This window comes from Pseudoalteromonas sp. P1-26 (assembly GCF_001401795.1).
Taxonomy (GTDB): Bacteria; Pseudomonadota; Gammaproteobacteria; order Enterobacterales; family Alteromonadaceae; genus Pseudoalteromonas.
The window spans coordinates 48,645-64,978 of record NZ_LKDX01000014.1 but is presented as its reverse complement, the minus strand read 5'-3'; the positions used below and the strand labels follow the sequence as shown (position 1 = coordinate 64,978).

Below are 16,334 nucleotides of genomic sequence, written 5' to 3'. Positions count from 1 at the left end.
GCACTGGGAATGAGGTCGGTACATGGGATGTGAGTGGCTTAAAAAGCCATCTCTGGAACATCACCTTCAACAAGCAATTTGCCTGCCGTTTTGCTAATAATTTCATCTACCGACACGCCTGGAGCGCGTTCGATTAGATGAAATGCGCCGTCTTTAACTTCTAGTACGGCTAAATCAGTTACGATTTTCTTTACACAGTTAACCCCAGTTAGCGGTAAAGTGCAACTTTCTAATAACTTAGAGTCGCCATGCTTGCTTGCATGAGTCATCGTAACAATAATATTCTTCGCGCCAGCAACGAGGTCCATCGCGCCACCCATGCCTTTAATTAGCTTTTTTGGGATCATCCACGATGCGATGTTACCGTTCTGGTCAACTTCAAATGCACCTAATACTGTTAAGTCTACATGACCACCCCGTATCATGGCAAAACTATCTGCACTATTAAATATTGCTGCACCTGTGGCTGCTGTCACGGTTTCTTTACCCGCGTTGATCATATCTGCATCAACTTGGTCTTTGGTTGGGTACGCACCCATACCTAATAAGCCATTTTCAGACTGCAACATGACTTCGATACCGTCAGGTACATAGTTAGCCACCAGAGTAGGGATACCAATACCTAGGTTTACGTAATAGCCATCTTGTAGTTCTTGTGCAACACGCATTGCAACTTGTTCACGTGATAATGCCATTTTATTGCTCCTTAATCGCGAGTTGTTACACGTTCAATGCGTTTTTCAAAGTCGCCTTTGATCACGCGATTAACATAAATACCTGGGGTATGAATTTGGCTTGGTTCAAGTTCACCTGGCTCAACAATTTCTTCAACTTCAGCAACAGTAATTTTACCTGCTGTCGCGGCCATCGGGTTGAAGTTCATCGCTGTGTGGCGAAATACAAGATTACCGTAGCGGTCAGCTTTCCATGCTTTAACAATAGCAAACTCACCTGTAATTGACTCTTCTAAGATATATGGGCGACCATCAAATTCTTTGACTTCTTTACCTTCGGCAACAGGAGTACCGTAACCTGTAGCTGTATAAAACGCAGGAATACCCGCACCACCAGCGCGCATCTTCTCAGCGAGTGTCCCTTGTGGTGTTAAAACAACATCAATTTCGCCATCGAGTAGTTGTTTTTCGAATAGCGCATTTTCACCTACATAAGAAGCGATGATTTTTTTAATTTGCTTATCATGAAGTAAAACCCCTAAACCAAAATCATCAACACCGCAGTTGTTCGAAACAACGGTTAGATTTTTAGTCTGTTTACGCTTAATTTCACTGATAAGTCCTTCAGGAATACCACACAAGCCAAAGCCACCAGCGATAATAGTATCGCCATCTTTTAAACCTTCCATTGCAGCTTCATAACTTGAAACCACTTTATCGAAACCGGCCATGAGCCTACTCCTTAATTATTCTGAGTGTTCTTTAGAGCAAGTGATACCTTGCTGACAGGTTGTTTATTTAGTGCACTGCAAATAGCCCAACCAGCTTTCGCCAGTCTTTCTAAATCAATTCCATGCTCTATGCCAAGCCCTTGTAGTAAGTAAACTACATCTTCAGTGGCAACATTTCCTGACGCACCTTTGGCATAAGGGCAGCCACCAAGGCCTGCAACAGCACTATCAACCGTTGCTATACCGCGTGTTAGGGCGGTGTAAATATTTGTGAGCGCTTGTCCGTAAGTGTCGTGAAAATGTACAGCGAGTTTTGATTTATCAATATGTTGCAAGAGTAAATCTAATAACTCATCGACTTTTTTCGCCGTACCTACACCAATGGTGTCGCCAAGGCTAATTTCGTAACAACCAAGCTCGAGTAATCGCTCTGATACTTTTAATACATCATTGTAGTCGACATCACCTTGATAGGGGCAACCCATGACGCAGCTAACATAGCCTCTAACGCGAATGTTATTCGCTTTGGCAAAAGCCATTACATCTTTAAAGCGATCAATACTTTCATCAATAGAGCAGTTGATATTCTTTTGACAAAACGCTTCACTTGCCGCTGTAAAGATAGCAAATTCTTGTATACCGACTTGTATTGCCGCCTCTGCACCCCGTAAATTCGGGGTGAGGGCACTTAAGTTAACATTAGGCAAATTTAACGCGCTAATTACATCGCTTGAGTCAGCCATTTGTGGCACCCATTTAGGTGACACAAAGGCGCCTGCTTCAATATCTTTAAGCCCAGCATCTGCAAGGGCGTTGATAAGAGCGACTTTATCTTGCGTGCTAACGGCGGCTTCATTTTGCAAACCGTCTCTGGCGCCAACTTCTACAATGCGAACAAAATCAGGAAACTGTGCCATTACGCCTCCGGCTCTTCTACAATCGCGAGCATATCACCGTGACTCACCAGTTCACCTTCAGCAAAGCAATAGCTGGTTAATACACCATCATGCGGGGCATTAAGGGTGTATTCCATTTTCATCGCTTCAATGATGACAACAGCGTCACCTTTAGCGACAGTAGTACCTACCTCAACTAAATGTTTAACAACAGTACCATTGAGTGGTGCAGCTAGTGGCAATGCATCACTTTCGTGTTCACTAATATAGTGTTTATCAATCAGCTCTAGCACCTTTTGCTGTGCTTTGTACATCACTGTGATGTGAGAGTCTGTTTGATTAATATGAGCTACAACTTTTTCGCCATTAACGACTAGGTTTGCAAGGCCATTTTCAACCTTGCCCGAGGTTGTATAGTCAACTTCATTTAGGCTGATTTTAAAGCCATCTGAGGTCTTAACCGCATGAACGTTTAAATCCACAAACGGAATTGTTGTTTTAGCGTCACTGTTTAGCATAAAGCCTGTTAATTGTTGCCATGGGCTGCTGCTTTCACCTTTTAGTTGGTGTGCATACGCATAGGCTGCCACAACGCTTGCAATAACAGACTGTTGCTCGTTTTTAGCAACAAGGCGCTCACCTTGGTCTTCAATAAAGTGCGTATCAGGTGCACCAGCTTGAAAAGTAGGGTGGTTAGCAAGGTTAAATAAGAAATTAACGTTACAGCTAAAACCTGCTAGGTGGAATTGCTCTAGTGCTTTTGCTAAACGCCCAAGCGCTGCCTCACGGTTATCGTCATGCACAATTAACTTAGCAATCATAGGGTCGTAAAACGGGCTGATTTCATCACCCGCTGCAATCCCTGTATCTATTCGAACAAATTCAGATTCGTTCGGTGTAAATAGGGCATCAATGTGACCAGAACACGGAATAAAGTCATTACTTGGATCTTCAGCATAAATACGCGCTTCAAAGCTGTGACCTTGTAGCTGAATATCTGCTTGGCTAAGTGGTAAAACTTCACCTGCCGCAATATTGATTTGCCAATTCACCAAATCAACACCGGTTACCATTTCTGTTACAGGGTGCTCTACTTGTAAACGGGTGTTCATTTCCATGAAGAAGAATTCATCACCGCATAATAAAAACTCAACCGTACCTGCACCGCGATAGTTAATCGCTTGGGCACAACGTACTGCTGCTTCACCCATTTCTTTGCGAAGCGCATCAGATAGACCCGGTGCAGGGGCTTCTTCAATTACTTTTTGGTGACGACGCTGTAAAGAGCAGTCACGGTCGCCTAAGTACACACAGTTACCATGGCTATCGGCAAAAACTTGTACTTCAACATGGCGAGGTTTGGTGACATAGCGCTCTAACAGTACTAAATCGTTACCAAAACCGGCTTTTGCTTCACGTTTTGCGCCTTCAAGTGCACTGATAAAATCTTTTGCGTGTTCTACAACTCGCATACCTTTACCACCGCCACCAAAAGCCGCTTTAATCAGTACCGGGTAACCAATTTTTTCAGCTTCGGCTTGTAAGAACTCAGTATCTTGGTTATCACCATAGTAACCAGGCACTAAAGGTACATTTGCTTGATGCATAATTTCTTTAGCGCGGGTTTTTGAGCCCATGGCTTCAATGCTTGATGCTGGCGGGCCTATAAAGGCGATATCATTTTTCTCACACGCGAGGGCAAAGTCACAGTTCTCAGATAAAAAACCATAGCCAGGGTGAATACAATCAACACCAGCTTGTTTTGCAACATCGATGATTTTGTCTGCCACTAAGTATGAGTCTTTACTTGGCGCAGGGCCAATATGATACGCCTCATCAGCAAGCTTTACGTGTTGAGCATGTTTATCGGCATCTGAGTACACTGCAACCGTTGTTAAGCCCATTTGCTTTGCTGTACGCATAACTCGGCAGGCAATTTCACCACGGTTGGCAACGAGAATTTTTTTCAATGATTTTGTTGTCATAATGGTTCCTATTTCTGCCAGTTAGGGGCACGTTTTTCAAAAAATGCAGTCAGGCCTTCTTGGCCTTCTTCAGATACACGAATGCGTGCAATACGCTCTGCGGTTAACTCAATCAGTGCATCATCTATTACGTTGCCAGCGACATCATTGATTAGCTGCTTTGCTGCTTTAACAGCAATAGGGCCATTGTTAACAAGGTTTTGTAAGTGTTTATCGAGCGCTGTTTGTAAATCGCCGGTGATCTGGTGAATTAAACCCAGTTGCTTAGCTGTATGCGCGTCAAAAATCTCTGCCGTTAAAAAATAACGACGTGCAGCGCGCTCACCGATAGCTTTAATGACATAAGGGCTGATAACCGCAGGAATAAGGCCCAGCTTTACTTCACTTAAGCAAAACTGTGCATCGTCTTGGCAAATTGCGATATCACAACACGCAATCAAGCCTAACGCACCGCCAAATGCAGCACCTTGTACGGCACAAATTGTTGGATGTGGGCTTGTAGCAAGAACTTTCATAAGCTTTGCTAGCTGCATAGAGTCCGCTAAGTTTTCTGCAAAGTCATTGCCAGCCATCGACTTCATCCAGTTTAAATCAGCGCCAGCAGAGAAGTGCTTACCTTCGGTTCTTAAAACCAGTGCGCGCACATCACAGCTATTTGCGTGTTCAATTAAACGGATCAGCTCACTGATGACTTCTTCGTTAAATGCATTGTGTTTTTCTGGGCGACTTAGTACCAGTACAGCCACATTTGATTTTGTTATTTCGAGTGTTACTGACATAAGGCCTCCATTACATTCTAAATACGCCGAACTGAGAATCGCGCTCTGGTGCATTTTTAGCTGCACTTAAGGCAAGCCCTAATACATTGCGAGTATCAGCAGGATCGATAATGCCATCATCCCAAAGGCGGGCACTGGCGTAATATGGATGACCTTGTTTTTCGTATTGCTCGATAATTGGCTTTTTAAACTCACTGACCTGCTCATCAGTCATGCTTTCGCCTTTACGGGCTAAACCATCTTGTTTAACTTGTGCAAGAACGCCTGCTGCTTGTTCACCACCCATTACAGATATACGGGCATTTGGCCACATCCACATCATGGTAGGTTCAAACGCGCGGCCACACATACCGTAGTTACCTGCACCATACGAGCCACCAATTAACACGGTGAATTTTGGCACATCAGCACATGACACAGCGGTTACCATTTTCGCACCATGTTTGGCGATGCCTTCGGCTTCGTATTTTTTACCAACCATAAAGCCAGTAATGTTTTGTAAAAACACTAAAGGAATTTTGCGTTGTGCACATAGTTGTATAAAGTGCGCGCCTTTTTGCGCTGATTCACTAAATAAAATGCCGTTGTTGGCAACAATACCGACAGGGTGACCAAATATTTTTGCAAAGCCGGTTACTAGTGTTTCGCCAAAGTAGCGTTTAAATTCATCAAACGATGAATCATCAACAACACGGGCAATTACTTCGCGTACATCAAATGGCTTTTTAAGGTCAGTACCCACAATGCCGTAAATTTCGTTAATGTCGTAACGCGGTGGTTTAACATCATCAAGTAATGGTGCAGTAGGGCGCTGATAGTTTATTCGTTCAATACATTGGCGCGCGATAGAAAGTGCATGGGCATCGTTTTCAGCATAGTGGTCAGCAACACCGGATGTTTTACAGTGAACATCGGCACCACCGAGCTCTTCAGCACTCACTTCTTCACCCGTAGCTGCTTTAACCAGTGGCGGGCCTGCTAAGAAAATTGTACCTTGCTCTTTTACGATAATACTTTCATCAGCCATCGCTGGTACATAAGCACCACCTGCGGTACATAAACCCATTACGACTGCAATTTGTGGAATGCCTTTACCAGACATACGAGCCTGATTATAGAAAATACGGCCAAAGTGTAATTTATCTGGAAATACATCATCTTGTTCAGGCAGGTTTGCACCGCCTGAATCAACTAAATAAATACACGGTAAATGACAACGTTCTGCGATATCTTGAGCACGTAGATGTTTTTTCACCGTTAGTGGAAAGTATGTACCGCCTTTTACTGTTGCATCATTGGCGATGATCATACATTCGACGCCTTTCACACGACCAATACCAGCAACAACACCGGCACATGGAATGGCTTGTTCGTACACGCCAAAGGCAGCAAATTGAGAGATCTCTAAAAATGGCGAGCCTTCATCAAGTAGCGTTTCAATACGGTCACGAACAAACAACTTACCACGACCTTGGTGGCGCTCAATCAGGGCAGGGCCTCCACCTAAACGGATATCAGCGACTTTTTCACGTAAATCACTTACGAGCGCTGCCATGTTGTCGTGATTTTGCAAAAATTGCGGATCGTGTGGATTTACACTCGATTTTAAAATCGTCATAACAAGGTCCTATCGGCTTTCAGTGAATAATTCGCGACCAATTAGCATGCGGCGGATTTCAGATGTACCTGCACCAATTTCATATAGTTTTGCATCACGTAATAAACGACCTGTCGCATATTCGTTGATATAACCATTACCACCTAAGATTTGGATAGCATCTAGGGCCATCTTAGTTGCAAGCTCTGCTGCATATAAAATAGCGCCAGCGGCATCTTTACGCGTTGTTTCGCCGCGGTCACATGCACGAGCTACCGTGTAAACGTATGAACGAGCTGCATTCATTTGCGTGTACATGTCAGCAATTTTGCCTTGAATAAGTTGGAATTGACCAATTGGGCTATCAAATTGTTTACGCTCATGAATATAAGGAACCACAATGTCCATACATGCTTGCATAATGCCAAGCGGGCCTGCAGCTAAAACAACACGCTCATAATCAAGGCCACTCATAAGTACTTTTACGCCTTCGTTTAAGTTACCTAGAATGTTTTCTGCTGGTACTTCGCAGTTCTCGAACACTAATTCACAGGTGTTAGAGCCACGCATACCAAGTTTGTCTAGCTTTTGCGCAGTAGAGAATCCTGGTGTGTTACGTTCAACGATGAAAGCGGTGATCCCTTTAGGGCCAGCATTTAAATCTGTTTTTGCATAAATAACAAAGGTATCGGCATCTGGACCATTAGTGATCCACATTTTGTTACCGTTAAGTACAAATACATCGCCTTTTTTCTCAGCTTTTAATTTCATTGATACAACATCAGAACCCGCATTTGGCTCACTCATCGCAAGGGCACCAATGTGTTCACCGCTGATAAGCTTAGGTAGGTATTTCTCTTTTTGAGCCTGAGACCCATTACGGTTAATTTGGTTAACACATAAATTTGAATGAGCACCATAACTTAAACCAATCGATGCACTTGCACGGCTAATTTCTTCCATTGCAATAACATGTTCAAGGTAGCCAAGGCCAGCACCGCCAAATTCTTCAGGTACTGTCATACCTAATAAACCCATTTCGCCAAGCTGTGGCCAAAGTTGATTAGGGAAGGCATTGTCTACATCTGTTTGTTCTGCAAGTGGGGCAATTTCTTGGCTAGCAAAGCTATTTACATGATCGCGGATCATGTCTGCTGTTTCGCCAAGTCCGAAGTTCATTTCTTTATAAAGTGAAATAGTGCTCATAATGTGTGTTCCTGTGAGAGTCTGTTGACGAGATTGTTGTCAGGTTATTCGTCTAAATTATTAAGGGTTTCACGACAGCGACGTTCTGCGGTCACCAATTCCATTAGTACAACTTTAATGTCGTCCATTTGTTGGCTTAGGTCCGCTTTTTTCTCTGCGATAAGGTCAAGCATAGTGACTAGCTGTTTAGCGCTCGATTTATCTGCATCGTAAAGTTCAAACAAACGGCCCGTTTCAGCCAAGGTAAAGCCTAAGCGTTTACCACGTAGAATAAGTTTTAGTCTTACTTTGTCACGTTTTGAATAAATACGGGTTTGACCATTGCGATCAGGTGAGATCAGGCCTTGGTCTTCATAAAAGCGGATAGAGCGGGTCGTTATATCAAATTCTTTTGCTAGTTCGCTGATACTAAACGTTTGCTCATTGCTAGCAGGTTCAACTGCTGCGCTTTCAAAGTTTGTTTGATTATCTTGTTTCATGATTTATTTACCTCATTCGAATAACACCAATATAAGTGAAGTTTACGTAAAGGTAAAGGGGGATTTGGGGGTTATACTTTAGACTTATAAAGATAACTGGTTGGATTTGTTGAAAAGCTTTATTTATCTAGCCTTGTAAGCACATGTTCGATTTTTCATACAACAAAATACAGATAAGTTTACAGTTTTACCGGCCGCAAAAATGTTGATTTTAGATTTACGTTGGCGTAAACGTAAATATTATGTATGCTGAATTAAATCGAAATTAAACTATAACAAATTAACTGTTTGGTTACACATGATTTGAACACATGATGATAACCACTTACATGGAGCCAATTATGACTACTGAAGCCGTTGTTATTGTTGCCGCAAAACGTACCCCTATGGGTGGTTTTATGGGCGCACTAAGTGGTGCACACGCAACTGATTTAGGTGCTACAGCTATTAAAAGTAGCTTAGAGCAAGCCGGTTTATCTGCCGATAAGATTGATGAAGTGATTATGGGCTGTGTATTACCAGCTGGTCTTGGTCAAGCACCTGCACGCCAAGCAATGTTAAAAGCGGGTCTTAATCAAGGTACTGGCGCTACAACAATCAACAAAGTATGTGGCTCTGGCTTAAAAGCTGCAATGTTTGCCCATGACTTAATTAAATCAGGCTCTATCAACTCAGCGGTTGCTGGTGGTATGGAAAGCATGAGTAATGCCCCTTATATGTTACCAAATGCACGTTCAGGTATGCGTATGGGCCATGGCGAAGTAAAAGATCACATGATGTGTGATGGGCTTGAAGATGCTTACGACAACAAAGCAATGGGTTGTTTTGCACAAGACACTGCCGATCAGTATTCAATTGGTCGTGAACAAATGGATAACTTTGCACTTAGCTCACTGACTAAAGCGAATAGTGCGATTGAAACAGGTGCATTTGCAAACGAGATTGCCGCGCACACTATTTCTACACGCAAAGGTGATGTGACCGTTGCAATTGATGAGCAACCAGGCAATGCACGTCCAGATAAAATCCCAGGTTTACGTCCTGCATTCAAAAAAGATGGCACTATTACAGCTGCAAACTCGTCATCAATTTCTGATGGTGCAGCAGCGCTTGTGTTAATGCGTGAATCAGATGCTAAAGCACAAGGTTTAACACCACTTTGTCGTATCGTTGCTCACAGCACACACTCTCAAGCACCAAGCGAATTTACGCTAGCACCGGTTGGCGCGATGCAATCGCTTTTAGAAAAAGCCGGTTGGTCTATTAATGATGTTGATTTATGGGAAATCAACGAAGCGTTTGCCATGGTGACTATGCTTGCAATTAACGAGCTAAAACTTGATGAAAGCAAAGTAAACGTAAACGGCGGTGCCTGTGCACTTGGTCACCCAATTGGTGCAAGCGGTGCGCGTATCTTAGTAACGTTAATCCATGCATTAAAGAATCGTGGTCTTAGCAAAGGTGTTGCCTCACTGTGTATCGGTGGTGGTGAAGCTGTTGCTATGGCAGTTGAAGCTCTTTAATCGCTTTAGAATTTTAATCTCTCACAGCCGCAACGTATTTTAAAAACTATCATGTTGCGGCCTCTTTATACCCACTGGGGAGGAGTGCCTCATGCACCAAGTACCTTTATTTATCAACGGCGAATTTACCCAATCAAGTTCAACGCAGTTGATTGATGTTATCAATCCTGCAAACCAAGAAGTGTTAGCTCAAGTTCCGTGTGCAACGGATGCTGAAATGGATGCAGCCATTGCCTCTGCAAAAGAAACATTTAAAACATGGAAAGAAGTGCCAATTTCTGAGCGTGCGCGCATTATGATGAAATACGCAGCACTACTAAAAGAAAACCATGATGAGCTTGCGACGATCATTTGTCATGAGCTGGGTAAAACATTTGAAGATGCCAAAGGCGATGTTTGGCGTGGTATTGAAGTTGTTGAGCAAGCAGCCAATGCACCATCATTAATGATGGGCGAAACAATGGAAAACGTAGCGCGTAAAATCGATACTTACTCTTACATGCAGCCACTGGGTGTATGTGCGGGTATTACACCATTTAACTTCCCTGCGATGATCCCATTATGGATGTTCCCACTGGCTATTGTGTGTGGTAATACCTTTATTCTGAAACCATCAGAGCAAGATCCACTAACACCAATGCGTTTAGCTGAACTATTTGTTGAAGCGGGTGCACCAAAAGGGGTGTTACAAGTTGTTCATGGTACAAAACCACAAGTTGACCGTTTATTAGAAGACCCAGCAGTACGTGCTATTTCATTTGTAGGTTCGTGTGGTGTAGGTGAATACATCTATTCAAAAGGCACAGCAAACCTTAAACGCGTGCAAGCTTGTGTAGGTGCAAAAAACCACATGGTTATTATGCCTGATGCAAGTAAATCGCATGTTGTAAACAACCTTGTAGGTGCGTCTGTAGGTGCTGCGGGTCAGCGCTGTATGGGTATTTCGGTTGCTGTATTCGTTGGTCAAGCAAAAGACTGGGTTGATGAAATTAAAGCAGGCTTTGAAAACGTACGCCCAGGTGTATGGGATGATGCTAACGCGGCTTACGGCCCACAAACATCAAAAGCAGCTAAAGATCGTATTTTATCACTTATCGCAAGTGGTAAAGAACAAGGTGCAACGTGCTTAATTGATGGCTCTGACTTTACTGTTGAAGGTTACGAGCAAGGTAACTGGGTTGGTCCAACGCTATTTACTGATGTAACAACCGAGATGGATTTATACAAAGAAGAGATCTTTGGTCCTGTACTGGCTTGTATGTTTGTAGATACCCTTGAAGAGGCGATTGAGCTTATCAATAACTCGCCTTACGGTAACGGTACTTCGTTATTCACATCAAGCGGCGCTGCTGCACGTAAATTCCAACATGAAATCGAAGTAGGTCAAGTTGGTATCAATGTGCCAATTCCTGTGCCACTACCGTTTTTCTCATTCACAGGTTGGAAAGGCTCATTCTACGGTGACCAACACACCTATGGTAAGCAAGGTATTCGTTTTTACACAGAAACGAAAACAATTACTTCACGTTGGTTCGAGGATGATATCGCCTCAGGTCCGAACATGAGTATCAACCTTAAATAAGCCGTAATTAATTTACTGCTGAGCGAGCACATGCCTCGCTCAAAGAACACACATTTAAACGACAACAATCGTTATTCACACAAGAATAAGACAACAAAATAGAGGTCTACTATGGACTTTAATTTAACCGAAGATCAGCAAGCGTTTGCTGAAACAGCCCGTCAGTTTGCAGAGTCTGAACTTGCTCCACATGCTGCTAAGTGGGACCAAGAACACATTTTCCCTAAAGACACCATTAAAGCAGCCGGTGAGCTTGGCTTTTGTGGTTTATATACCCCAGAAGAAGCGGGCGGCTTAGGTTTATCTCGCTTAGATTCAAGCATTATCTTTGAACAGCTTGCAATGGGTTGTACAGCAACGACTGCTATGTTGACAATTCATAATATGGCAACCTGGATGATTGCAAGCTTTGGTACTGAAGATGTTAAAGCTCAGTACTGTGAGCAATTAGTCATGGGTGAGTTACTTGCTTCTTACTGCTTAACAGAGCCTGGCTCTGGCTCTGATGCAGCATCACTAAAAACTAAAGCGGTAAAAGAGGGCGATGAGTATGTGATCTCAGGCTCTAAAATGTTTATCTCGGGTGCTGGTGAAACTGATTTACTTGTAGTTATGGCGCGCACTGGTGGTGAAGGCGCAGCCGGTATTTCGGCATTTGTTGTGCCTGCAGATGCTGCAGGTATTGAGTACGGTAAAGCTGAAGAAAAAATGGGCTGGAATGCACAGCCAACACGTTTAATTAGCTTTGAAGGTGTCAGAATTCCTGCGGCTAACTTACTAGGCCAAGAAGGCGAAGGCTTTAAGTTTGCAATGCAAGGCCTAGATGGTGGCCGAATTAATATTGCTACCTGTTCATTAGGTACAGCACAAGCAGCTCTTAATACTGCGCGCGAATACTTAAAAGAACGTGAGCAATTTGGTAAGCCATTAGCTGCTTTCCAAGCACTGCAATTTAAAATTGCCGACATGAACACCGAGCTTGTTGCAGCTCGTCAAATGGTGCGCTTAGCCGCATTTAAACTAGATACTGGTGACAGCGAAAAAACCACTTACTGCGCGATGGCAAAACGTTTTGCTACAGATGTTGGTTTTAAAGTATGTGACGACGCACTACAAATTCACGGTGGTTACGGTTACATCAAAGAATACCCATTAGAGCGTCATTTTAGAGACGTACGTGTGCATCAAATTCTTGAAGGCACAAACGAAATCATGCGTGTGATTATCGCACGTCGTATCTTAGCTGAGTCAGCTGGCGACATTCTATAAGGAGCATACTATGTCTAATCCATCGATTGATTTAAATATTGAAGGTAACGTAGCGGTTTTAACCATGAATAACCCGCCAGCGAATACCTGGACACAAGATACATTAACCGCGCTTAAAGACACTGTAACTGAGCTAAATGCTAACAAAAATGTCTATGCATTAGTGATTACAGGCCAAGGTGAAAAGTTCTTTAGTGCAGGTGCCGATTTAAACGTGTTTGCCAGCGGTGACAAAGGCGTTGCTGCCACTATGTCAAAAGTGTTTGGTGATGCATTTGAGGCACTAACAAATTTCCGTGGTGTATCAATCGCGGCAATTAATGGTTATGCCATGGGCGGTGGTCTTGAAGTAGCCCTTGCTTGTGATATTCGTATTGCTGAAGAGCAAGCTCAAATGGCACTTCCTGAAGCGAAAGTTGGCTTGTTGCCTTGTGCTGGCGGTACGCAAAACCTTGCATGGCTTGTTGGTGAAGGTTGGGCAAAACGCATGATCTTATGTGGCGAGCGCCTAAAAGCTGAAAAAGCACGCGAAATTGGCCTTGTTGAAGAAGTGGTTGGTGCTGGCGAAAGTTTAGCTGCGGCAATGAAACTTGCTAACCAAGTTGGTGAACAAAGCCCGGTTGCTGTGACTGCATGTAAAGAACTTATTCAAAAAGGTCGCACACAACCTATGGCTCATGCGTTGCCATTAGAGCGTGAGCTATTTGTTCAGTTGTTTGATACGCAAGACCAAAAAGAAGGCGTGAATGCGTTCTTAGAAAAGCGTAAAGCAAATTGGGTAAATGGCTAATGACTAACGTAACACTACTAAATCATCAAGATGCGCCTGTGGTGTTTGAAACTGCAGAGGCCGAGAGTGGCCTCATTGCAATTGCGACACTCAATGCGCCTAAGTCGTTAAATGCTTTAAATTACGACATGATCCAACTGCTTGAGCCTCAGCTTAGAAAATGGGCTGACGATGACGCCGTTGCCATGGTCGTGCTAAAAGGGGCTGGCGAAAAAGCATTTTGTGCCGGTGGCGATGTAGTAAGCCTGCATAAAGCAATGAGCACAGGTGAGCCTGCTAACTACATTGAAGACTTTTTTACCCTTGAGTACAAATTAGACTACCTAATTCACTGTTATGAAAAGCCAATATTACTTTGGGGTAATGGCATTGTTATGGGTGGCGGCCTTGGCTTAATGGCTGGGGCAAGTCACCGAGTGGTAACAGAAACATCACGTATTGCAATGCCTGAGCTAACCATTGGTTTATACCCAGATGTTGGCGGCAGTTACTTCTTACATAAAATGCCTGAGCAAGTGGGTCTATTCTTAGGGTTAACTGCGGCGTCTATCAATGCTGAAGATGCCTTGTTTGTTAATCTTGCTGATCACTATGCAACAGCAGATAAATATGACGCTATTTTAACGGCTATCACCGCTGAAAAATGGGGCAAAACAGCCTCATTAAATCACGAAAAGCTGACTAACATTCTAATCTCGATTGATAATATTTCAGGCCGTGTTCCTAAAGGCAATGTAAAAGATAACTTAGCGGTTATTCAAAAGCTGGCTGAGTTTGATTCATTGCAGGGAAAAATTGACTACATTCAAGCTTTACAAACTGAAGACAAATGGCTTACCCGTGCGCAAAAGTCATTAGCACATGGTTGTCCGCTTAGTTGTGCGCTGGTTGAACGTCAATTAGCTAATTCAAAAGAGATGACGTTAGCAGATTGCTTTAAAATGGAGCTAGGTATGTCAGTACGCTGTGGCGAAGTAGGCGAGTTTCAAGAAGGGGTTCGTGCGCTATTAATCGACAAAGACGGTGCACCTAACTGGCAGTTTAAATCGCTCAGCGATATCGACGAAGCAGTTGTAGATAGCTTCTTTACAGCACGCTGGGATGAGCAATCTCACCCACTAAACTCATTAACGTCATCTTAAGTCCAAGGGGTAAACAAATGGCTAAATTAACAATAGGATTTATTGGTTTAGGCAACATGGGTGGCCCAATGGCGGCAAACCTTGTCAATGCAGGTCATACAGTTCGTGTGTTTGACTTAAATAAAGCAGCGGTCAGTGAGCTTGCCGATAAAGGTGCAATTGCTGCTACCGATGCAGCTGAGTGTGCCATTGGCGCTGATATTTTTATCAGTATGCTGCCAGCAAGCAAACACGTTAAGTCTCTTTATTTAGGCGAAACAGGCCTTATCAACTTACTTGATAGCAAAACTTTAGTGATTGACTGCTCAACCATTGATGCAGAATCAGCGCGTCAAGTGGGTAGCGAACTTGCTCAAAAAGGCATTGATTTTGTTGATGCACCTGTATCAGGTGGTGTTGCAGGTGCAACAGCGGGTACTTTAACCTTTATCGTCGGTGGTGAGCAAAGCCACTTTGAAAAAGCCAAACTGGCTTTAGCAGATATGGGTAAAAACATCTTTCATGCTGGTGATATTGGTGCAGGCCAAGTCGCAAAAATATGTAACAACATGCTGCTAAGCATTTTAATGGCTGGTACTAGCGAAGCACTACAAATGGGCATTAACAACGGGCTTGATCCAAAAGTGTTAAGTGACATCATGACTGCAAGCTCTGGCCGTAACTGGACGCTTGAGCTTTACAACCCATGCCCTGGTGTAATGGAAACAGCACCAGCAAGTAATGATTATAAACCTGGCTTTATGGTTGATTTGATGGCAAAAGACTTAGGTCTTGCTATGGAAGCGGCTCAGCAAAGTAATTCATCTACCCCAATGGGGTCAATGGCGAAGAATCTATACACTATGCTTCAGCATCAAGGTGCGGGTAGTGATGATTTTAGCGCTATTTTTAAATTATTCTCGAAGTAGGAGATTGTTGTGGAAATTAAAAACAACAACATCGTAATTACCGGTGGTGCGCAAGGTTTAGGCTTTGCGATGGCCGAGAAATTTGCATCCCTTGGCGCGAACATCGCCCTTATCGATATGCAACAAGACGTTCTTGATACTGCAGTATCAGCGCTTGCTAAATATGGTACAAAAGTTATGGCGTATGCTGCTAATGTTACAGATGAAGATGCTGTGGTAGCAACGTTCAACACTATTAACAAAGACTTTGGCCATATCGGCGTGTTAATTAATAACGCAGGTATCTTACGCGATGGTATGTTTATCAAAGCAAAAGAAGGCAAAGTGGTAGATAAAATGTCGTTAGCTCAATTTCAATCTGTTATTGATGTGAACCTGACCGGTGTATTCTTAGCAGGTCGTGAAGCTGCGAGCCACATGATTGAGTCTAGCAAAGGTGGCGTTATTGTTAATATGTCGAGTGTTGCCCGTGCTGGTAACATTGGCCAAACAAACTATGCTGCGTCTAAAGCTGGTGTTGTTGCGATGACAACGGGTTGGGCGAAAGAATTAGGTCGCTTTGGTATCCGTGTTGGTGCAATCGCACCAGGTGTTATTCGCACAGCAATGACAGATGCAATGAAACCAGAAGCAAAACAACGCATGATGGCGGTAACGCCAGTGGGTCGTTTTGGTGAAGCAGAAGAAATTGCCCAAACAGCACAATACATTGTAGAGAATGACTTCTTTACAGGTCGTGTTGTTGAAATTGATGGCGGTATTCGCCTTTAATT

At 43.4% G+C, this 16,334-nt stretch carries 15 protein-coding genes; 7 read left to right on the top strand and 8 right to left on the bottom strand.

Annotation, left to right across the window (positions count from 1 at the left end):
• Positions 1-38: 38 nt before the first annotated feature.
• From AN394_RS09340 to AN394_RS09305, 8 genes are read right to left on the bottom strand one after another with little or no spacing between them, the layout of a single operon-like run.
• The gene (locus AN394_RS09340; RefSeq protein ID WP_054561524.1) at positions 39-695 is read right to left on the bottom strand and encodes a 3-oxoacid CoA-transferase subunit B; all 657 of its coding nucleotides are present in this window, start codon (positions 693-695) and stop codon (positions 39-41) included.
• 11 nt (positions 696-706) lie between these two features.
• Positions 707-1,405: a CoA transferase subunit A gene (locus AN394_RS09335; protein ID WP_054553797.1), complete on the bottom strand. Its 699-nt coding sequence runs from the start codon at positions 1,403-1,405 to the stop codon at positions 707-709.
• Positions 1,406-1,416: 11 nt separating this feature from the next.
• Complete coding sequence (locus AN394_RS09330) at positions 1,417-2,322, bottom strand: hydroxymethylglutaryl-CoA lyase (RefSeq protein ID WP_055021363.1); 906 nt, start codon at positions 2,320-2,322, stop codon at positions 1,417-1,419.
• Positions 2,322-4,286 (bottom strand): acetyl/propionyl/methylcrotonyl-CoA carboxylase subunit alpha, encoded by a 1,965-nt coding sequence (locus AN394_RS09325; protein ID WP_055021362.1) that lies wholly within the window; start codon positions 4,284-4,286, stop codon positions 2,322-2,324. The genes AN394_RS09330 and AN394_RS09325 overlap by 1 nt, the downstream gene beginning before the upstream one ends.
• An 8-nt stretch (positions 4,287-4,294) precedes the next feature.
• Positions 4,295-5,065 (bottom strand): enoyl-CoA hydratase/isomerase family protein, encoded by a 771-nt coding sequence (locus AN394_RS09320; protein ID WP_055021361.1) that lies wholly within the window; start codon positions 5,063-5,065, stop codon positions 4,295-4,297.
• Between the two features lie 10 nt (positions 5,066-5,075).
• Positions 5,076-6,683 carry a carboxyl transferase domain-containing protein gene (locus tag AN394_RS09315; protein ID WP_054561520.1) on the bottom strand — a complete coding sequence of 536 codons (1,608 nt, stop codon included), beginning with the start codon at positions 6,681-6,683 and terminating at the stop codon, positions 5,076-5,078.
• Between the two features lie 9 nt (positions 6,684-6,692).
• Positions 6,693-7,868 (bottom strand): isovaleryl-CoA dehydrogenase, encoded by a 1,176-nt coding sequence (locus tag AN394_RS09310; protein WP_054561519.1) that lies wholly within the window; start codon positions 7,866-7,868, stop codon positions 6,693-6,695.
• Positions 7,869-7,912: 44 nt separating this feature from the next.
• Entirely contained in the window at positions 7,913-8,347 is a 435-nt protein-coding gene (locus tag AN394_RS09305) for a MerR family DNA-binding transcriptional regulator (protein ID WP_054553803.1), read from the bottom strand.
• Positions 8,348-8,688: 341 nt separating this feature from the next.
• On the opposite strand from AN394_RS09305, the gene AN394_RS09300 reads away from it, so the two are divergent.
• From AN394_RS09300 to AN394_RS09270, 7 genes are all read left to right on the top strand, one after another.
• The gene (locus AN394_RS09300; RefSeq protein WP_055021360.1) at positions 8,689-9,870 is read left to right on the top strand and encodes an acetyl-CoA C-acyltransferase; all 1,182 of its coding nucleotides are present in this window, start codon (positions 8,689-8,691) and stop codon (positions 9,868-9,870) included.
• 91 nt (positions 9,871-9,961) lie between these two features.
• On the top strand, positions 9,962-11,452 hold the full coding sequence (locus AN394_RS09295; RefSeq protein ID WP_054553805.1) for a CoA-acylating methylmalonate-semialdehyde dehydrogenase: 1,491 nt from the start codon (positions 9,962-9,964) through the stop codon (positions 11,450-11,452).
• 111 nt (positions 11,453-11,563) lie between these two features.
• Complete coding sequence (locus AN394_RS09290; protein WP_054561517.1) at positions 11,564-12,721, top strand: acyl-CoA dehydrogenase family protein; 1,158 nt, start codon at positions 11,564-11,566, stop codon at positions 12,719-12,721.
• Positions 12,722-12,731: 10 nt separating this feature from the next.
• Positions 12,732-13,511 carry an enoyl-CoA hydratase gene (locus AN394_RS09285; RefSeq protein ID WP_055021359.1) on the top strand — a complete coding sequence of 260 codons (780 nt, stop codon included), beginning with the start codon at positions 12,732-12,734 and terminating at the stop codon, positions 13,509-13,511.
• Complete coding sequence (locus tag AN394_RS09280) at positions 13,511-14,653, top strand: enoyl-CoA hydratase/isomerase family protein (protein ID WP_055021358.1); 1,143 nt, start codon at positions 13,511-13,513, stop codon at positions 14,651-14,653. Before AN394_RS09285 ends, AN394_RS09280 begins: the two co-directional genes overlap by 1 nt.
• A 17-nt stretch (positions 14,654-14,670) precedes the next feature.
• Positions 14,671-15,561 (top strand): 3-hydroxyisobutyrate dehydrogenase, encoded by an 891-nt coding sequence (gene mmsB / locus AN394_RS09275; protein ID WP_054561514.1) that lies wholly within the window; start codon positions 14,671-14,673, stop codon positions 15,559-15,561.
• A gap of 9 nt (positions 15,562-15,570) precedes the next feature.
• Complete coding sequence (locus tag AN394_RS09270) at positions 15,571-16,332, top strand: SDR family oxidoreductase (RefSeq protein WP_055021357.1); 762 nt, start codon at positions 15,571-15,573, stop codon at positions 16,330-16,332.
• Positions 16,333-16,334 lie beyond the last annotated feature (2 nt).